The sequence below is a fragment of the Phenylobacterium zucineum HLK1 genome (assembly GCF_000017265.1).
Lineage (GTDB): Bacteria > Pseudomonadota > Alphaproteobacteria > Caulobacterales > Caulobacteraceae > Phenylobacterium > Phenylobacterium zucineum.
In genome coordinates, this window is sequence record NC_011144.1 from 911,781 (window position 1) to 929,533 (window position 17,753).

Annotated in this window: 16 protein-coding genes; 5 read left to right on the plus strand and 11 right to left on the minus strand. The window is 72.3% G+C overall.

Annotated elements, in window-relative coordinates; all coding sequences use genetic code 11:
• Window positions 1-63: 63 nt before the first annotated feature.
• From PHZ_RS04505 to PHZ_RS04515, 3 genes are all read right to left on the minus strand, one after another.
• Window positions 64-996 (minus strand): DUF4167 domain-containing protein, encoded by a 933-nt coding sequence (locus PHZ_RS04505; RefSeq protein ID WP_330218139.1) that lies wholly within the window; start codon window positions 994-996, stop codon window positions 64-66.
• 262 nt (window positions 997-1,258) lie between these two features.
• Window positions 1,259-2,122 (minus strand): peptide chain release factor N(5)-glutamine methyltransferase, encoded by an 864-nt coding sequence (prmC, locus tag PHZ_RS04510; RefSeq protein ID WP_012521389.1) that lies wholly within the window; start codon window positions 2,120-2,122, stop codon window positions 1,259-1,261.
• Entirely contained in the window at window positions 2,113-2,913 is an 801-nt protein-coding gene (locus PHZ_RS04515) for an MOSC domain-containing protein (RefSeq protein WP_012521390.1), read from the minus strand. Before PHZ_RS04515 ends, prmC begins: the two co-directional genes overlap by 10 nt.
• 103 nt (window positions 2,914-3,016) lie before the next feature.
• Between PHZ_RS04515 and PHZ_RS04520 the strand changes: the two genes are divergently transcribed.
• Window positions 3,017-4,252 (plus strand): YihY/virulence factor BrkB family protein, encoded by a 1,236-nt coding sequence (locus PHZ_RS04520; protein ID WP_083770819.1) that lies wholly within the window; start codon window positions 3,017-3,019, stop codon window positions 4,250-4,252.
• A gap of 34 nt (window positions 4,253-4,286) precedes the next feature.
• Entirely contained in the window at window positions 4,287-5,123 is an 837-nt protein-coding gene (locus PHZ_RS04525) for a 2OG-Fe(II) oxygenase (RefSeq protein ID WP_012521392.1), read from the plus strand.
• Window positions 5,124-5,127: 4 nt separating this feature from the next.
• On the opposite strand, the gene PHZ_RS04530 is transcribed toward PHZ_RS04525, so the two are convergent.
• Window positions 5,128-5,802, minus strand: a complete 675-nt coding sequence (locus tag PHZ_RS04530) for a GlxA family transcriptional regulator (protein ID WP_049758136.1) — start codon at window positions 5,800-5,802, stop codon at window positions 5,128-5,130.
• Window positions 5,803-5,925: 123 nt separating this feature from the next.
• Between PHZ_RS04530 and PHZ_RS04535 the strand changes: the two genes are divergently transcribed.
• Window positions 5,926-6,888 (plus strand): GlxA family transcriptional regulator, encoded by a 963-nt coding sequence (locus PHZ_RS04535; RefSeq protein WP_012521394.1) that lies wholly within the window; start codon window positions 5,926-5,928, stop codon window positions 6,886-6,888.
• Here PHZ_RS04535 and prfA read toward each other — a convergent pair.
• Complete coding sequence (gene prfA / locus PHZ_RS04540) at window positions 6,885-7,961, minus strand: peptide chain release factor 1 (RefSeq protein WP_041373173.1); 1,077 nt, start codon at window positions 7,959-7,961, stop codon at window positions 6,885-6,887. The two genes, PHZ_RS04535 and prfA, sit on opposite strands and share 4 nt — an antisense overlap.
• A 116-nt stretch (window positions 7,962-8,077) precedes the next feature.
• Here prfA and PHZ_RS04545 point away from each other — a divergent pair, with 116 nt between their 5' ends.
• A complete protein-coding gene (locus PHZ_RS04545) occupies window positions 8,078-8,386 on the plus strand; it encodes a hypothetical protein (protein ID WP_012521396.1) in 309 nt (102 codons plus the stop codon).
• 68 nt (window positions 8,387-8,454) lie between these two features.
• On the opposite strand, the gene PHZ_RS04550 is transcribed toward PHZ_RS04545, so the two are convergent.
• The 5 genes from PHZ_RS04550 to ptsP all read right to left on the minus strand — a co-directional run bounded on the left by PHZ_RS04550 (window position 8,455) and on the right by ptsP (window position 14,813).
• Window positions 8,455-8,748 (minus strand): hypothetical protein, encoded by a 294-nt coding sequence (locus PHZ_RS04550; protein WP_012521397.1) that lies wholly within the window; start codon window positions 8,746-8,748, stop codon window positions 8,455-8,457.
• Between the two features lie 83 nt (window positions 8,749-8,831).
• Window positions 8,832-9,974, minus strand: a complete 1,143-nt coding sequence (ispG, locus tag PHZ_RS04555; RefSeq protein ID WP_012521398.1) for a flavodoxin-dependent (E)-4-hydroxy-3-methylbut-2-enyl-diphosphate synthase — start codon at window positions 9,972-9,974, stop codon at window positions 8,832-8,834.
• A gap of 78 nt (window positions 9,975-10,052) precedes the next feature.
• Complete coding sequence (locus PHZ_RS04560; RefSeq protein ID WP_012521399.1) at window positions 10,053-11,315, minus strand: S41 family peptidase; 1,263 nt, start codon at window positions 11,313-11,315, stop codon at window positions 10,053-10,055.
• An 84-nt stretch (window positions 11,316-11,399) separates the two neighbouring features.
• Window positions 11,400-12,431, minus strand: coding sequence for a helix-turn-helix domain-containing protein (locus PHZ_RS04565; RefSeq protein ID WP_012521400.1), 1,032 nt, complete (start codon window positions 12,429-12,431; stop codon window positions 11,400-11,402).
• A 117-nt stretch (window positions 12,432-12,548) separates the two neighbouring features.
• A complete protein-coding gene (gene ptsP / locus PHZ_RS04570) occupies window positions 12,549-14,813 on the minus strand; it encodes a phosphoenolpyruvate--protein phosphotransferase (RefSeq protein WP_012521401.1) in 2,265 nt (754 codons plus the stop codon).
• Window positions 14,814-15,016: 203 nt separating this feature from the next.
• Here ptsP and PHZ_RS04575 point away from each other — a divergent pair, with 203 nt between their 5' ends.
• Window positions 15,017-16,426: an MFS transporter gene (locus PHZ_RS04575; protein ID WP_012521402.1), complete on the plus strand. Its 1,410-nt coding sequence runs from the start codon at window positions 15,017-15,019 to the stop codon at window positions 16,424-16,426.
• Here the strand turns inward: PHZ_RS04575 and PHZ_RS04580 are convergent.
• Window positions 16,423-17,670 (minus strand): aspartate kinase, encoded by a 1,248-nt coding sequence (locus PHZ_RS04580; RefSeq protein WP_012521403.1) that lies wholly within the window; start codon window positions 17,668-17,670, stop codon window positions 16,423-16,425. The two genes, PHZ_RS04575 and PHZ_RS04580, sit on opposite strands and share 4 nt — an antisense overlap.
• Window positions 17,671-17,753 lie beyond the last annotated feature (83 nt).

Sequence of the window (17,753 nt, forward strand, 5' to 3'; positions counted from 1 at the left end):
GCAAACGAAGGCGCCGGCCCCCTCGCAGGGACCGGCGCCAAGAAACGTCAGCCTCAGGCGGCCTCAGGCCTCTTCGGTCTCGCCGCCCGGTGCGCCTTCGCCGGCCTCGAAGCTGCGCGGGCGCCGGCGCCGGCGCGGGGCCGGGCGCTCCTCGCCCTCGGCCGCCTCGGGACGGATTTCCGGCCGGACCTGCAGGAAGGCCGGCGCATGGCTTTCGCCGCCCTCGGCGTCGCGCAGCACCGGGCCGCGCTCCTCGCCGAGACCCGGCCCGCCCTGCGGCTCGACCACGGCCAGCGGATCCCGCTCGGGCCGCTCGGCGCGGTCCCGGCGCTCGCCGTCCTCGCCGCGGGGGCGCTCGTCGCGGTCGCGGCGGTCGCGCCAGCGGTCACGGCGGTCGCGGCGGCCTTCGCCCTCGCCCTGAGCCTGACCTTGAGCCTGGCCCTGACCTTGGCCCTGACCTTGGCCCTGGGCCTGACCTTGGCCCTGGCGGTCGTCGCGGTCACGGTCGCGGCGGCCTTCGCCCCCATCCCGGTCGCGGTCGCGGCCACGGTCGCGCTCGCGGCCCTGCCATTCGCCGCCGCGTTCGCGGTCCCGGCCGCGGCCCTGGCCGCCCTCGCGGGTCTCGCCGTCGCCCTGGCTCTCGGCGCTCTCGTCGGCGGCCTCGGCCTGGGCCTGGACGCTCTCGTCCTCGAAGTCGATGTCGTAGCCCGAGGCGAACTGGTCGCGCCCCAGGATCTCGGCCGCCGGACGCTGGGGCTGGATGGCCCGCAGCAGGCGGAAATAGTGTTCGGCGTGCTGGAGGTAGTTCTCGGCCAGCACGCGGTCGCCGGACGACGTCGCATCGCGCGCGAGCTGCTGGTACTTCTCGAAGACGTGCTGGGCGTTGCCCCGCACCTTCACGCCGTCAGGCCCGTTCGAATCGAACGCCCGGTTGGCGTTCTGCGGCTTGTTGCCGCCGCCGCCACCGCCGCGATTACGCCCGCGCTGACGCTTCATACCCTTGAAATCTCTCATAATCGAAAACCGATCGGCTCTTCCTTGAGCGCCCCTAGGCGGCTTGCCTTCGCGTGCGGGCGTTCGCCCGGGTCTGTGAATTGAAGACGCTGCTGTTCCCCGTCTTCCGCCCGGAAGCTTCCAGCGAGAGGCTCGTTTCGAAGCGTCGCGCCTGCCGGGGCTGGCGGGCGTCCTTCATCGGGACGCGTCTGCCTTAACACCGGCGATTTGGGTGGAGACATCCAACGATGTAGCGAGTCAGGTGCTAGTTTCCAAGGGGTTTCTTCGCACCCGCGACGACCCGGTCGCGGTCGGCCAGGTCGCGGATCGTGCGCACGTCCTCGGCCCCCGCGGCGCGGAACAGCGCCTCGACGGCGTCCTTCTGGTCGTAGCCGATCTCCACCGCGAAGCGCCCGCCGGGCTTCAGCACGCGCACGATCTCGGGGGCCAGGATGCGGTAGGCGTCCAGCCCGTCGGCGCCGCCTTCCAGGGCCAGCCGCGGCTCGTAGTCCTTCACCTCGGGCTCGAGGGTCTCCAGCACGTCGCTGGCGATGTAGGGCGGGTTCGAGACCACCAGGTCGAAGGCGCTGTCCCCCAGGCCCGCCGTCCAGTCGCCGCGCAGCAGGGCCGTCCGCCCGGCCAGGCCCAGGGCCGCGGCGTTGTCGCGCGCCACCGCCAGGGCTTCCTCCGAGGCGTCGATCCCCAGGCCCTTGGCCGCCGGCCGCTCGGCCAGGATCGCCAGCAGGATGGCGCCCGAGCCGACACCCAGGTCCAGCACCGACCACGGAGCGTGCTCGGGGAAGGCCTTCAGCGCCACGTCCACGACGGTCTCGGTGTCTGGGCGCGGGGTCAGCACGTCGGGCGTCACCCGCAGCATGATCTTCCAGAAGCCCTTGCGGCCCAGGATGTGGCTGACCGGCTCGCGCTTCTCCCGCCGCGCCAGATAGTCCTGCAGTCTCGCCTCCTGCTCGGGGGTCAGCGGCCGGTAGGGATCGGTGACGATGTCGGCGCGGGTGGCGTCGGCGGCCGCTTCCACCAGCAGGCGCGCGTCGATCACCGGGCCAGCGAGGCCGGCGGCCTCCAGGCGCTGCTTGGCCTGGCTCCACGCCTGGACGAGGTTCAGGCCCATTCCGGCGCCCTCGCGGGTTCGTCCTCGATGGCGGGGCCCGCCACCGCATCGCCCAGGCTCACGACCCCCTCGGCCGTGACGTTCAGATAGATTCCGCAGTTCATGTGCCCGTAGTTGTCGAACAGCGCCTTGACGACGTCGAGGTCCCGCTCGCCCGTCGCCGGGTCCACGTGCGTGGCGGCGCAGCGGACGATCGGCTTGAAGACGGTGGCGCGGGCCCAGCCCAGCATCAGCGGCCCGCCGGTCCAGTCGTTCTCCACCCAGGCCGGCCAGCCGTCGACATAGACGTTGGCGCGGAAGCGCGACGGGTCCAGCTCGACGCCCATCCGGCGCGACAGGTCGCGCACGCTGGCGAGGTTGATCACCGAGACCTGGCCCTTGGGATGGTCGGTGAAGCGGAAGCCCGCTCCGGACTCCACCACCTTCAGCGGGCCCCTCGCGTCCTCGCCCAGCAGGGCCGTCAGCCAGGCGGCGAACGCCTCGCGCCCGGCTGGTTCGTGCAGCGAGCCGGCGAAGTCCGGCGCGCCCGGGGCCTCGGCTGTCATCACCCCGCTCGCCGCGTCGTAGCGCGTCCGCGCCGCGGCGACCCTGGGGATGTTCATCAGCACCGTGAACTTGGTCTTCGGCAGGAAGGCGGGCGCGGCCGGGTCGTGGCCCGACGGGCCGTTCTCGACCGCGAAGATGCGGTCGTGCGGGAAGCCCTCGCCGGGGGCGAGCCGCACCCGGTCCAGGGGTTCGGGCGTGAAGCCCTTCACGGGATGGCGGTAGATCGCCGCGACGTGGCCGTTCATGGTCGCCGCTTGTGGCCGATGCCGGCCGCAGCCACAACCCGGCTCGATGGGAACGCGACGAGGCGTCGCCGGGTTTGGCCAAGCGCCGCCGTCGGAGGGCCGGATGACTGAGGGCGCCGCCCCGCCAAAGCCGAAGCGAGACCTGGGCGCCCTGGCCCGGGGCCTGGCGCCGTGGGCGCTCGCCGCCGCGGTGGCCGCCGCCTGGGTCGGCACGGCCAGGCCCCGGCCCGCGGACGCAGCCGGCCTCAGCCAGGAGAAGCTCGCCACCCCCGCCGACTTCGAGGCCGCCGAGCCCGGCCGGGGCCGGCTGGCGCACGCGCCGCACGCCATCCCCTGGCGTGGCTGGAAGGACATCCTCTGGCGCACCTGGCGCAGCATCAACGCCGACCGGATGATCTTCGTGGCCGGCAGCATCACCTTCTTCACCCTGCTGGCGATCTTCCCCGCCCTGGGGGCCTTCGTCTCGATCTACGGCCTGATCGCCGACGTCGCGGCCGTGAACGACCAGCTGGCCCAGCTCTCCCTAGTGTTCCCCGCCGAGGTGGTCCGCATCGTCGGCGAGCAGATGATGCGGCTGGCGACCGAGCGGAGCGCGAACCTCTCGGTCGCCTTCCTGGTCAGCCTGCTGCTGTCGATCTGGACCGCCAACGCCGGCATGAAGGCGCTCTTCGACGGCCTCAACATCGCCTACGGCGAAACCGAGACCCGCAACTTCTTCTACCGGACGGCGCTGACCTACGCCTTCACCCTGGCCTTCCTGCTGTTCATCACGCTGGTCAGCGCCATCCTGGTGGCGGCGCCCATCGCCCTGAAGACGTTCGGCCTGCGCTCGGGCTGGATGTTCGGGGTCCGCTGGCTGGCGCTGTTCTTCGTGGCCGCCGCCGCCTTCTCGGTCGCGTACCGCTTCGGCCCCTGCCGCCGGCGGGCGCGCTGGCGCTGGGTGACCTGGGGCGCGGTGGTCGCCGCGGTTCTGTGGATGGCCGGGTCGGCGGGCTTCTCCTGGTACGTCAACAACATCGCCCACCTGCAGGTGACCTACGGCTCGCTGGGCGCGGCGATCGGCTTCATGCTGTGGGTCTGGTTCTCGGTGCTGGTGGTGCTGACGGGCGCCGAGCTGAACGCCGAGATCGAGCACCAGACCGCGGTCGATTCCACCGTCGGGCCGCCCAAGCCCATGGGCGAGCGGGGCGCGGTGATGGCCGATTCCGTCGGCCTGCGGTTCATCGGGGTGCGCAAGGGCGCGCGCCTGCTCTGGGCCGACGTGCGCCGCCAGGGCGCCAACCTCCTGCGGCGCGACCGCGCCCCGCCGCCTCTGGCGAAGCGCGGCGACGGCCCCTAAGGTGCGCCGCCGGGCGGACGCGGTAGGGATCGAGATGCTGAAGAAGTTGCTGTCGCGCGGCGCGGCTCCCGCGCCGGCTCCCGCCGCGGTTTCCCCCGGTCCCGAGGCCTACTTCGGTCTTATGGCCCAGGGCGCCGCCTACGGCCGCGACGTCGAGGCCTGGGCGGCCGGCTATCAGGCCGCCGACCCGTTTCCGCACATCATCCTCGACGGGCTGTTCGACCCCGGCGTCCTGCGGCGCGTGGTGGACGAGATCCCGTCGCCCCTGGCGCCCAATTCGCTGTTCACCGCCGACGTGAAGCACCTGCAGGAGAACAAGTTCGCCTGGCGCGACGTGCCGGCGCTCGGGCCCGAGAGCACCCGCCTGATCGGCTTCCTGAGCGGCAAGCCCTTCCTGGAGTTCCTCAGCGCGCTGACCGGCATCCCCGGCCTGCTGCCCGACCCGTACCTGTGGGGCGGCGGCTTCCACCAGATCCTGGCGGGCGGCAAGCTCGCCATCCACGCCGACTTCAACATCCACCCGGTGACCCAGCTCTACCGCCGGGTGAACCTGCTGCTCTATCTGAACGAGGGCTGGGAGGCGGCCTGGGGCGGCGACCTCGAGCTGTGGAACCGCGACATGGACGCCTGCGTCCAGCGCATCGCCCCGTTGTTCAACCGCACCGTGGTGTTCAGCACGACGGACGTCTCGTTCCACGGCCATCCCGAGCCGATGACCTGCCCGCCCGACAAGGTGCGCCGTTCGCTCGCGCTCTACTACTACACCTACGAGCGCCTGCCCCACGACCCGCACTCGACCCTCTGGCGCGACCGCCCGGGCGACGCGGGCAAGGTCCAGGCGGCGATGGACGACTTCTGGAAGAAGACCTGACGCCCTAGACCCCCTGGGTCTGGACCCGCCGGTGCTCCATGTAGGCGGCGGTGCGCGCCGCCGTCTCCTCGCCGAAGTAGCGGCCGACGACGTGCAGGGCCAAGTCGATGCCCGAGGTCAGGCCGCCCGCCGTCGCCACCCTGCCGTTGTCGACGAACCTGGGTCCCCGCTGCAGCCGCACCTTCGGGAACTCCTTTTCGAAGGCGTCCCAGAAGTCGTGGTGGGTGGTGGCGGGCAGGCCGTCGAGCAGGCCCACCCGGGCGAGCTGGAAGGCGCCGGTGCAGACGCTCATGGTCACCTCCGCCTTGGCGCTCGCCGCCTTCAGCCAGGCGCGCGACTCCTCGGTGGACCGCTGGGCGGGCACGACGATCACGTCCGGCTGCGGCGCGTCGGCGACGGCGAAGCGGGGCTGCACCACCAGGCCGCCGGTCATCCGCACGGGCTCCGGCGTCGGGGCGACGGTGTAGAGCGAGAAGTGCGCCATGCGGCCCTCCACCTCGGCCATGGCGTCCTGGAACACCTCCCAGGGCCCGGCCGTGTCGATGACGTTGGCGTTGTCGCCCAGCAGGAACGCGACCTTGATCCCATCCCGCGGGCGCAGGGGCTGGGGCGCGGCCGGCGAGGCGCCCAGGACAGTGGCGGCGAGCGTGGCGCCGACGATGAGCTGGCGGCGGTCCATGGCGGGGTCTCCCGAGCTTCGCCGTCACGTTAGGCGCCGGGGCGGGGTGGGCGACAGGACGCCCAACGGTCAAATCCGGCCATCGCGCTTGCCCGCCGGTCCGCCCCCGGCGAAGCTCGCCGCATGAAGGTGGTGATGCTGGCCTTCCCCGACGCCCAAGTCCTCGACATCGCAGGACCCCTTGAGGTGTTCGCCCGCACCAGCCGCTGGCTGGCCGACGCCGGTCTGAGCCCTGCTCCGGCCTATGAGATCGAGCTGACCGCCGCCGCCGCCGGCCCCTTGCGGACCTCCGGGGGGCTGGAGCTGAACGTGGCGCGCCGCTTCGAGGCGGTCGAGGCCTGCGACGTGCTGCTGGTCGCCGGCGGCATCGGCTGGGCGACGGCGGCCGCCGACGAGCCCCTGCTGGACTGGCTGCGCCGCACGGCGCCGCGCGCCGGTCGGGTGGGGTCGATCTGCACCGGCGCCCTGGTGCTGGCCGCCGCGGGCCTGCTGCGCGGGCGCCGGGCGACCACCCACTGGGCCTACTGCGAGCGGCTGGCCGAGCTGGAGCCCTCCTGCCAGGTCGAGCCCGACGCCATCTTCGTGCGCGACGGGGCGCTCTACACCTCGGCCGGGGTCACCACCGGCATGGACCTGGCGCTGGAGCTCGTCGAGCAGGACTGGGGTAAGGCGGTGGCGGTCGCCGTCGCCCAGGAGCTCGTCGTCTACCGCAAGCGGCCGGGCGGCCAGGCCCAGTTCAGCCGCTTCCTCGAGGCCGAGCGGCGGCAGGACCGCCTGGGCGAGCTGCAGCTGTGGATCCTCGACCATCTCGACGAGGACCTGCCGCTGGAGCGCCTGGCCCGCGCGGCGGGCTTGAGCCCGCGGCACTTCTCGCGCCGGTTCCGGACCGAGCTGGGCGTGACCCCGGCGGCCTATGTGCAGCGCGTGCGGCTGGAGGAGGCGCGGCGGCGGCTGGAGAGCGGCGTCCACAGCCTGAAGGACGTGGCCCGCGCCTGCGGCTTCGCCGACGAGCAGAACTTGCGCCGCGCCTTCAGACGCCAGCTGGGCGTGGCCCCCAGCGCCTACCGCGAACGGTTCGGCGCCTAGGCGAACTCGTCCTCGAGGGCAGCCAGGCGCGCGGCCTGGTCCTCGGCGATCAGCGGCTCGATCACGTCGTCCAGCGCCTCGCCCTCCATCACCTTCGCCAGGTTGTAGAGGGTCAGGTTGATGCGGTGGTCGGTCACCCGCCCCTGCGGGAAGTTGTAGGTGCGAATCCGCTCCGAGCGGTCGCCCGAGCCCACCTGGCTCTTGCGGCTTTCGGCGCGGGCCGAGTCCAGCGCCTCGCGCTGCTGCTCGTAAAGGCGGGCCTTCAGCACCTTCATCGCCCGGGCGCGGTTCTGGTGCTGCGACTTCTCCGAGCTGGTGACCACGATGCCGGTGGGCAGGTGGGTGATGCGCACGGCCGAGTCCGTCTTGTTCACGTGCTGGCCGCCGGCGCCCGACGAGCGGTAGGTGTCGATGCGGATGTCCTGGTCGCGGACCTCGATCTCCACGTCCTCCACCTCGGGCAGGACGGCCACGGTGGCGGCCGAGGTGTGGATGCGCCCCTGCGCCTCGGTCGCGGGCACCCGCTGGACCCGGTGGACGCCGCTCTCGAACTTCAGCCGGCCGAACACGCCCTCGCCGGTGATCGAGGCGATGATCTCCTTGTAGCCCCCGGCGTCGCCCTCCGAGATGCTGTCGATCTCCACGCGCCAGCCGCGGGTCTGGGCGTAGCGCTGGTACATGCGGAACAGGTCGCCGGCGAACAGCGCCGCCTCGTCCCCGCCGGTGCCGGCGCGCACCTCCAGGATGGCCGAGGCGTTCTCGTCCTTGTCCTTGGGCGCCAGCAGCAGGGCGACCTCGCGCTCCAGCTCGGGCAGCCGCTCTTTCAGCGCCTCCAGCTCGTCGCGGGCGAGGGCGGCCATCTCGGCGTCGCCCGAAGCGGCCATCTCCTCCAGCTCGGGCTGCTCGGCGCGGGCGCGCTCCAGCGCCTGGACCGCGTCGGCCACCGGCTTCAGCTCGGCGTGCTCCTTCGACAGCCGCACGATCTCGGCCCCGTCCGAGGCCGCGCCCATGCGGGCTTCGATCTCGCGGAAGCGGTCGAGAACCTGGTCGAGCCTGGCCTGGGGAAGTCGCAACTTGGATGTCCGTTTTCGAAGGTTGCTTCCTCTAGCGGAGCTCGCCGCCGAAGCCAAACGGCGGAACGCCCCACGCTCACGCCCGTTTGGGGCCGGTGACCTGAGGAGACTATGAAATGGCGACTGAACGAGTCACCGAGCGCAACGACGGCCTGACCCACGAGCGGGTCATCGAGCGCGACGCCGGCGGCACGACCTATGTGGATCGCGGCGGTTCGGGCATGGGCGGCGTGATCATCGGCGTCGCGGTCCTGGCCCTCGTGGCGATCGTGGCGTTCTTCCTTCTGCAATCCAGCCGCAACGACGCCATCCGCACCGACGCGGTGGCCGGCGCGGCCTCCAGCGTGGCCGAGAGCGCCGGCTCGGCGGCCCAGAGCGTCGGGAACGCCGCCGGCGAAGCCGCCGAGGCGGTCAACCCGCAGTAATCGGCCCTCCAAAGCAAAAAGGCCCCCGCCGTCGGCGGGGGCCTTCGCATGTCTGGCTCGAGGCGCGCTTAGACGCGCACGCCCGAGAGCGGGGCGTTGCCGAACGCGCCCAGCTTCACGTTGCCGCTCATCTTGTCGCCTTCGACCTTGGCCTCGAAGTCGAGGCGCATCGGCATCGGGCTGGTGATGTCCGCGCTCCAGGTGAGGGTGTCGCCGTTCACCTTGCCGGTGATCTCCTGCGAGCCCATCCGGCCCTCGGTCTTGCCCGTGAACGTGTCGCCGCTGGTGGTGATCGTGGCGTTCACCTCCTGCGGGCCCATCGGGGTGTTGATCGTGATCTTCCAGCTGCCGTCCGCGGACATGGTGTCCCTCCGAAGAAATGGGCCGCCACCTAAGCGCGGATGAGACCGCTTCGCAAGAGTGACGCTGGCGTCAACTTTCTGCGTTATTCGGCGGCCTGCAGCGGGGCCTTCTTCGCCGCCTCGATCTCGGCCGCCTTGGCTTCGACCAGTTCGACGATGTGGTCGACCATCCGGTCGTTGTCCATCTTGTGATCGGGACGTCCGGCGACATAGACCATGCCCGAGCCCTTGCCGCCGCCGGTGAAGCCCAGGTCGGTCATCAGCGCCTCGCCCGGGCCGTTCACGACGCAGCCGATGATCGACAGGCTCATCGAGGTGGAGATGTGCGCCAGCCGCTGCTCCAGCTTCTCGACCGTCTCGATGACGTTGAAGCCCTGCCGCGCGCATGAGGGGCAGGCGATGATGTTCACGCCCCGGTGGCGCAGGCCCAGCGACTTCAGGATGTCGAAGCCGACCTTGATCTCCTCCACCGGGTCGGCCGCCAGGCTGACGCGGATGGTGTCGCCGATCCCGGCCCACAGCAGCGAGCCGATGCCGATGGCGCTCTTCACCGTCCCGGTGCGCAGGGCGCCGGCCTCGGTCACCCCCAGGTGCAGCGGGCAGTCGATGGCCTCGGCCAGCTGCTGGTAGGCGGCGACCGTCATGAACGGGTCCGACGCCTTCACGCTGATCTTGAACTCGTGGAAGTCGTGGTCCTGCAGGATGCGCGCGTGGTTCAGCGCGCTCTCGACCATGGCCTCGGGGCAGGGCTCGCCGTAGCGCTCCAGCAGCTCGCGCTCCAGCGAACCGGCGTTGACCCCGATACGCATGGAGCAGCCGTGGTCGCGCGCCGCCTGGATCACCTCGCGCACCCGGTCGGGGCTGCCGATGTTGCCCGGATTGATCCGCAGGCAGGCCGCGCCCGCCTGCGCCGCCTCGATTCCGCGCCGGTAGTGGAAGTGGATGTCGGCCACCAGCGGAACCATGGCCTCGCGCGCGATGGTCCGGAACGCGGCGGTGGACTCCTCGTCCGGGCACGAGACCCGCACGATGTCGGCCCCGGCCTCCTCCAGCCGGCGGATCTGGTCGATCGTCGCCGCCGCGTCGGCGGTGACCGTGTTGGTCATCGACTGGACGGTGATCGGCGCATCGCCCCCGACCTCGACCGCGCCGACGCGGATCTTGCGCGAGGGCCGCCGATGGATCGCCCGCCAGGGCCGGTGGTGGTTGGGATCTTGCGCGCTCATGCCGGGCGGAAAATAGGCGAGTTGGCGGCTTTTCCCAACCCGCCGCGGCGATCGGCCCCGCGCGCCGTCGTCTGCCGGTCAGCGGCGCGGGGGCGCCAGCAGCTCCAGGGCGCGGGCCACGCCGGGGTCGCGCCCGGCGCACAGGTCCTCCCGAGTCAGCGGGGCGGGCAGGTCCGGCTGCACGGCCCGGTCGCCGAGGTGCTCGCCGTCGGCCCGCCAGACGCCGAACACCGGGACGGTCAGCACCCAGCCGCCGGGCAGCTCGAACCGCTCCCCGCTCAGCAGCGCCCCGGCCGAGGCCTCGCCGACGAAGCGGACGTTCGGGCTCTGCTTCATCACCCAGGCGAAACCTTCGGCGGCGCTCGCCGTCTCGGGCCCGATCAGCACCACCACCGGCCCGCGATAGCGGCGCTGCCCCACGTCCTCCAGGTGGAACACGGCGGCGCCGCCGTTCTCCTGCACGGCCCGCCCGACGGCCTCGTCGGTGTAGGCGCCGAGGACCTTCGGTCCGCGCCGGATGTCCTCGAGGGTCGGCGCGCGGCCCAGCCCTTCCAGGTAGGCGCGCGAGAACAGGGCCACCGCGGGCGCTTCCCCAGCCGCCCCGAAGTAGCTCGCCAGCCGCAGGGCCGACATGTTGCCGCCGCTGTTGTGGCGCAGATCGATCACCAGCTCCTGGGTGTCGCCCAACTCGGCCATGGCCTGATCGGCTAGCCCGGCGGCGCCGTCGTCGAACCGGTCGATCTTCAGATAGCCCAGCGCCAGGCCGGGCCGCACGGCGATCCGCGACCAGGCGAAGCCCGGGCGCGCCGGCGGCCAGAATGCGCGCTCGCGCCGGATGGAGAGGCGGGCGGCCGATCCGTCGCAGCGCCGCACCTCCACCTCCGCTATCGATCCCAGCGGGCCGGCGACCCCGGCCATGCCGCGCGGAAGCTGGTCGCCCGGACGCAGTCCCTGCCGCCGCGCGTCCGAGAGCGGGGCGACCTCCAGCACCGTGCGGACCCCGCCGACGGGCTCGATCCGGGCCCCCAGTCCCGCGCTGCCCCGCTCCGGCGAGGCGCGGGAGATGTGCAGGTGCGAGGATTTCAGCTCGGCCAGCATGGCGCCGATCAGCCGCTGCAGGGCGGCCTCGTCGCGCACCTTTGCCAGCCGGGGCCGGTAGCGGTCGCGGAGCGCCGTCCAGTCGGCGCCGTGGAAGCCGGGGTCGTAGAAGGCTTCGCCGACGGTCCGCCAGGCGGCGTCGAATGTCGCTTCGTAGGAAGCTTCCGGCTCGGCCGCCCGCGCCGGCCCAGTCATAGCCATCATCGCCAGCATCATCGCCAGCGCCCGTCCGATCGCCCGCATGGAATTCCCCCAGCCTTCCCGGGGAAGAGGCCGGCGGGCGCCGCCGCGGATGCGGGGCGGGCGATTAAATCGGCGTAATGCGGATCAGCCCGCGAGCTTCGAGGCCAGAACCTGCCGGGCGGGCAGCACGCCCTTCGACTGGCCGGCGACGAACACCTGGAAGTCGCTGGGCTCGGAGACGTCGATCGTCAGGCCGGGGAGCTGGGGCACCTTGTAGGCCTCGCCCGCGGCGAGCTGGCGGGCGAAATAGACCGAGCCGCTGGTCCCGCGGATGATCAGGGCGGCGTTGTTCAGGGCCTGCAGCGTCACCAGCGAGCCGAGCTGCGGATTGCCGCTGTCGTACACCTTGCCCTTCGGCGTGAAGGTCGCCGGCAGGGTCGTAAGGTCCAAGAGCGGCGCATCGCTCAGGTCGTTGATGTTGGCGGGCGCGGAGTCGTTGCCCTTGCCGTCAGGGCCGGCCTCGGCGAGGCCGGGGGTCTCGTACAGCGGCGGGATGGTGGACTCCACCGGCGCCGGCAGCGGCGGGCCCAGGGTCACCGGCCCCGAGCGGGTCTCGGCCAGCAGCTTCCAGGCCTGCGCCTCGGAGGCCTTGGGCGGCGGCGGCGCGCTGGCGTTCATCGCCCGCTGCGCCACGTTCCACAGCACGATGGCCACGACGATCACGACGGCCCCGGCGATGAAGGCGGCCACCCGCGGGTCGCGCTCGTCGGGCACCCCGATCGGCGCGCGCAGCGGCTCGTCCAGCACCGGCTCGTCGGCCTTGAACCGCTCCACCGCCGCTTCGGGGTCGAGGCCCAGTGCGAGGGCGTAGGCGCGGATGTAGCCGATGGTGAAGGGGCGCGAGGGCAGGGCGTCGAGGCGCATCGCCTCCAGCGCCTCGAGATAGGAACGGCGCACCCGGGTCCGCTCGGCGAGCTCGTCCAGCGTCAGTCCGCGGTCCTGGCGCACCGCCCGGAGGGCCTCGCCGATGCTGGCGTGCGACTGCAGCGGATCGCGGTTCAGGACGCCGTTCCCCTCCTCGAGGTCCAGGTCGGCAGGTCCAGTGTCGAGCGGCCCGATGTCGACCTGCCCGATGTCGACCTGCCCGGTGTCGACCTGCCCGGTGTCGAGCGGCATGGCGGCTCCTGCGTCCGGCCGGCGCCCGCGTCTGGGGATCGTGACTCGTAGGGAGCGTGGCACGCGTTCAGGTAGTGCTCAATGCGTTGTTCGGTCACGTCCGGTGGGCTGATTCGCCTACACGGCGAGATAGAGTTTCCGCGCCAAGGTTTCGATCTCGTTGCGCACCGATCCCGCGCCGGACTTCAGCAGGGCCGAAACGCCCCGCCGGGCCGCCTCGCGGTCGCACGACAGCACCATCTGCTTCACCGGCCCGATCCCCGCAGGCGGCATCGACAGCCGCTCGAAGCCCAGGGCCACCAGGGTGAAGGCCTCCAGCGGCCGGCCCGCCATCTCGCCGCAGACGCTGACCGGCGTGCCGGTCTCGGCGCAGGCCCGCTGGATCGTCTCCAGCGCCCGCAGCGCCGGCGGCGACAGGGGATCGTAGCGGTCGGCCACCCGCGGGTTCCCGCGGTCGGCGGCGAACAGGTACTGCATCAGGTCGTTGGTGCCGACGCTGACGAAGTCGGTCATCGGCAGCAGGGCGTCGAGGTGCCAGATCACCGACGGCGCCTCGATCATCGCGCCGACGTCCAGGCGCGACGGCGCCGGCCGGCCTCGCCGCAGGGCCCAGGCCACCTCTGTGTCCACCAGGGCGCGGGCGGCGCGGAACTCGTCGCAGCTCGCCACCAGCGGGAACATGATCCGCAGCGCACGCCCCTTGGCGGCGGCGATCAGCGCCCGCAGCTGCAGGCGCAGCAGGGCGGGGCGGTCCAGGCCCATGCGGATCGCCCGCCAGCCCAGGGCCGGGTTGTCCTCGCGCTCGGCCTCCAGGTACGGCAGCACCTTGTCGCCGCCCAGGTCCAGGGTGCGGAAGGTCACCGGCTTGTCGCCGGCCGCGTCCATCACCCGGCCGTAGAGCGCCGCCTGGGCGTTGAAACGGGGCATCTCCTCCGAGACCATGAACTGGAACTCGGTGCGGAACAGGCCGATCCCTTCGGCGCCCGCGTCGGCCATGCTCTCGAGGTCCACGTCGAGGCCGGCGTTCATCAGCAGGGTGATCTTCACCCCGTCGCGGGTGAAGGCGGGCGTCTCGCGCAGCTTGGCGAAGGCGGCCTGCCGCTGTCGGCGCACGTCGATGCGGGCCTGGATGGCCTTCACCACGTCGGTCCGCGGGCGCAGGTAGGCCTCGCCCGTCTCGGCGTCGACGATCACCGGGTCGCCCTCCGAGACCCGGTCGCGCAGGCCGGGCAGGCGGCCGACGCAGGGGATGTCCAGCGCCCGGGCCACGATCGCCGCGTGGCTGGCCGACGAACCCTCCTCCAGCAGCAGGCCGCGCAGCCTGGTGCGGTCGTACTCGAGCAGGTCCGCGGGGCCCAGGTTGCGGGCGATCAGGATCGCGTTCTCGGGCAGGTCGCGGGCCACGTGGCCGTCGCCGGCCAGGTGGCGCAGCAGCCGGTCGTTCAGGTCTTCCAGGTCGTGCAGCCGCTCGCGCAGATAGGGATCGCGCGCCTGGCCCAGGCGCGCGCGGTGTTCGGAGCGTACGCGCTCGACGGCGGCCTCGGCGGTCAGGCCGTTGCGCACGGCGTCCTCGAGGCTGCGGTTCCAGCCCCGGTCGTGGGCGAACATGCGGTAGGTCTCGAGCACCTCGTACGAGGCGTCCACCAGGCCGTGCTGGCCCTCCAGCATCTCGTCGATCTGGGCCTGCAGCGCCTCGATGGCGCCCTTGAGCCGGATCTCCTCGGCGGCGGCGTCCTCCGACAGCAGCTGGCTGGGCGCGACCGGCGGCTCGTGCAGCACGGCCACGCCGTAGGCCAGACCCTCGGCGAACCTGGAGCCCTTCAGGCGGTCGGGCCGGCGGGGCGCCAGCTCGACCCCGTTCATCTCCTCGACGCCGATCAGCTCGCCCGAGGCCACCATCTCGGCCAGGACCATGGCGATGATCTGCAGGTCCTCGACCTCGTCCTCGGTGTAGACCCGGGCGGTGCGGTTCTGGACGACCAGCACGCCGATCGCCCGCCCGCCGCGCAGCAGCGGCACGCCCAGGAACGCGTGGTAGGGGTCTTCGCCCGTCTCCGGGCGGTACGAGAACGCCGGGTGCTCGGGGGCGTCGGCCAGGTTCAGCGGCCGGCCCAGGCGCATGATCTCGCCGACCAGGCCCTCGCCGGGCTTCATGCGGGTGACGTGGACCGCGCCAGGCTCCAGGCCCTCGGTGGCGAACAGCTCCATCTCGCCGGTCGCCCGGCGCAGGTAGATCGAGCAGACCTCGGCGACCATCGACAGGGCGATGATCCGCACGACCATGTCGAGACGGGCCTGGGCCGGGCCGCCGCCCGCCAGCGCCTCCCGGATCTGCCGAAGCAGGCTCCGCTGTCCTCGAATGGCCATGCCTTGCGCCGGCATCCGTCCCTGGCGTCCTCCGTCTCGGCCCGTTGCCTAACAGCTTTATCTCTCCGTTCCGAGACGGGAAGAGGCCAATTCGACGACGGTTTGCTGCGCCTGCCGGGCCCGCGCGGCGAAAGGATGGCCGTGGGCCGCCCGGCGCCCTATTTCAGGCGCCCTGTTTCAGGACCCCGGTTCGGGGCGGCGGAAGGCAAGGGGGCGTCTTGGGCGCAGCGACGGAGGCGGACGAGGGCCGGACGGGCTGGCGCGACCTCCTCGCCGGCGGCCGGCTGCCGCTGTTCGCGCTCATCTGCCTGGGCGTCTGGCTGAACGCCGCCGACAGCCTGGTCACCGCCACCATCATGCCCAGCGTCGGCGCCGACCTCGGCGGCTACGCCTACTTCTCCTGGGCGACGGCGGGCTTCCTGGTCGGCGCGATCCTGGCGGGCGCCAGCGCCGGGCGCCTCTCCGAACTGTTCGGCCTGCGCAGCGCCACGGCCCTGGCGGGCCTCGTCATGGTCGGCGGCTGCGTGATGAGCGCGCTGGCCCCCGACGTTTCGGTCTTCCTCACCGGCCGGCTGATCCAGGGCCTGGGCTCGGGCTGGATCTCGGGCTTCGCCATGGTCGCCATCGCGCTCCTGTTCCCCGAGCGGCACCTGGCGCGGGTGTTCGCCGCCGTCACCTTCATCTGGGGCATAGCCACGGTGCTCGGTCCGCTGTTCGGCGGGATCGTCGTCGAGCACGGCGACTGGCGCGACGTCTTCTGGCTGTTCGCCCTGCAGTCGGCGGTGTTCAGCATCGCCGCGCTCTTCCTGCTGGACCGGGCTGGCCGCGCGGGCGGCGGGCCGGGCGTGCCGTGGACCCAGCTCGGCGTCCTGGGGCTCGGCGTCTCGGCCATCGCCCTGGCCGACGTGCTGCACGCCCCGGCGTTCTCGATCGGGCTGGTGCTGGCGGGCCTGGGGATCCTCGCGCTCGTCGTGCGCATCGACCACCGGGCCAGGGTGCGCCTGCTGCCGCACCGCGCCGGGGACCTGACCACTGTCTGCGGCGCCGGCTACTTCGCCATGTTCTCGCTCACCGCCGCTTCGATGGGCTTCGCCATCTACGGCCCGCCGATCCTGCAGCAGCTGCGCGGCTACTCGCCCCTGTGGGCCGGCTATGTGATCGGCGCGGAGTCGTTGGCCTGGACGATCGCCGCCATCGCCGTGGCGGGGGCGAGCGGCCTGTGGGACGCCCGCTGGATCCGCGTCGGCTCGGTGCTGCTGGTGGCCAGTCTCGTCGTCCTGCCGCTGGTCATGGCCGACGGCCACATCGCGTTCGTGCTCGCCGGCGGGGCGCTGATGGGCGCGGCCTTCGGCTTCTCCTGGGCCTTCATGAGCCGGCGCGTGCTGGCGGCGCTGTCCGACGAGGACAAGGCCATCGGTTCGTCGGCGATCACCGCCGTGCGCCAGGCCGGCGCGGCGGTCGGGGCGGCGATCTCGGGCGTGGCGGCGAACCTGGCCGGCTTCTCCGAGGGGCTGACCCACGCCAGCGCCCGCGCCGCCTCGGTCTGGGTGTTCGTGGCCGTGATCCCCCTGGCCCTGGCCGGAACCTGGGCCGCCTTCCGCCTGACCGGCGGCGCGGAGAAGGCCTAGAGCTGGTCCAGCCCGTAGGCCGCGTGCAGGGCGCGCACGGCCAGCTCGGTGTAGGCCGCGTCGATCAGCACGCTGATCTTGATCTCGGACGTCGAGATCACCTGGATGTTCACGCCCTTGTCGGCCAGCGCCTTGAACATCGACTTGGCGACGCCGGCGTGGCTGCGCATGCCCACGCCGATGACCGAGACCTTGGCCACGTCCTCGTCCACGCGGACGTCCTCGAAGCCGACCTGCGGCTGTACGGCGCGGATGATCTCCACCGCCCGCTGGGCGTCCCGGCGGCCGACGGTGAACTCCATGTTGGCGGTGTCGGCGGTGCGCGCGTGGCTCTGGACGATCATGTCCACGTTCACGTTCGCATCGGCCAGCGCGCCGAAGATGGTGGACGACACGCCCGGATGGTCGGGCAGGCCGAAGAGGCTGATCTTCGCCTCGTCGCGGCTGTAGGCCACGCCGCTCACGATCCGCTTCTCCACGATCTCCTCCTCGTCGCAGACGATAGTGCCCTGGCCGGGCGCTTCGCCGGGCTCGACAAAACTGGAAAGCACCCTGACGGGCACATGGTAGGCCATGGCCAGCTCGACCGAGCGGGTCTGCAGGACCTTGGCGCCCAGCGAGGCCATCTCGAGCATCTCCTCGTAGGAGACCTTCGCGAGCTTCCTGGCCTTGGATTCGATCCGCGGGTCGGTGGTGTAGACCCCGTCCACGTCGGTGTAGATGTCGCAGGCTGCGCCCAGCGAGGCGGCGATCGCCACGGCGCTGGTGTCCGAGCCGCCGCGGCCCAGGGTGGCGATGCGGCCGTCGCGGGTCACGCCCTGGAAGCCGGCGACCACCGCCACCTCGCCGGCGTCCAGCGCCGCCGACAGCTTCTCAGGCGGAATCTCGTCGATCCGCGCCTTGCCGTGCGCCTCGTCGGTGAGGATCGGCACCTGCCAGCCCAGCCACGACTTGGCCCGCAGGCCCATGTTGCGCAGCGTCATGGCCAGGAGGCCCGCGGTCACCTGCTCGCCCGAGGCCACCACAACGTCGTACTCGTCGTCCGAGGGGTCGATCCCCTGGGCCGCGGCGCCGGCCCCGTCGGTCCACGCGACCAGCTCGTTGGTCTTGCCGGCCATGGCCGAGACGACGACCGCCACCTGATGGCCCGCCTCGATCTCGGCGGCCACCAGCCGCGCCACCCGGCGGATCCGCTCCAGGTCGGCCACCGAGGTGCCGCCGAATTTCATCACCAGCCGGGACATCGAACGCCAGGACCACCTTTGTCGCTTGCTGCGCCGCGAAAGGGCGTCGCCTCATAGCGGCGCGCGCCGCCTGCGGCAACGCT

Bases quoted from the DNA above. Each gene is read 5' to 3' on its own strand.
- PHZ_RS04505 (WP_330218139.1), bottom strand. From the start codon at position 996: ATGAAGCGTCAGCGCGGGCGTAATCGCGGCGGTGGCGGCGGCGGCAAC.
- prmC (WP_012521389.1), bottom strand. From the start codon at position 2,122: ATGGGCCTGAACCTCGTCCAGGCGTGGAGCCAGGCCAAGCAGCGCCTG.
- PHZ_RS04515 (WP_012521390.1), bottom strand. From the start codon at position 2,913: ATGAACGGCCACGTCGCGGCGATCTACCGCCATCCCGTGAAGGGCTTC.
- PHZ_RS04520 (WP_083770819.1), top strand. From the start codon at position 3,017: ATGACTGAGGGCGCCGCCCCGCCAAAGCCGAAGCGAGACCTGGGCGCC.
- PHZ_RS04525 (WP_012521392.1), top strand. From the start codon at position 4,287: ATGCTGAAGAAGTTGCTGTCGCGCGGCGCGGCTCCCGCGCCGGCTCCC.
- PHZ_RS04530 (WP_049758136.1), bottom strand. From the start codon at position 5,802: ATGGACCGCCGCCAGCTCATCGTCGGCGCCACGCTCGCCGCCACTGTC.
- PHZ_RS04535 (WP_012521394.1), top strand. From the start codon at position 5,926: ATGAAGGTGGTGATGCTGGCCTTCCCCGACGCCCAAGTCCTCGACATC.
- PHZ_RS04545 (WP_012521396.1), top strand. From the start codon at position 8,078: ATGGCGACTGAACGAGTCACCGAGCGCAACGACGGCCTGACCCACGAG.
- PHZ_RS04550 (WP_012521397.1), bottom strand. From the start codon at position 8,748: ATGTCCGCGGACGGCAGCTGGAAGATCACGATCAACACCCCGATGGGC.
- ispG (WP_012521398.1), bottom strand. From the start codon at position 9,974: ATGAGCGCGCAAGATCCCAACCACCACCGGCCCTGGCGGGCGATCCAT.
- PHZ_RS04560 (WP_012521399.1), bottom strand. From the start codon at position 11,315: ATGCGGGCGATCGGACGGGCGCTGGCGATGATGCTGGCGATGATGGCT.
- PHZ_RS04565 (WP_012521400.1), bottom strand. From the start codon at position 12,431: ATGCCGCTCGACACCGGGCAGGTCGACACCGGGCAGGTCGACATCGGG.
- ptsP (WP_012521401.1), bottom strand. From the start codon at position 14,813: ATGCCGGCGCAAGGCATGGCCATTCGAGGACAGCGGAGCCTGCTTCGG.
- PHZ_RS04580 (WP_012521403.1), bottom strand. From the start codon at position 17,670: ATGTCCCGGCTGGTGATGAAATTCGGCGGCACCTCGGTGGCCGACCTG.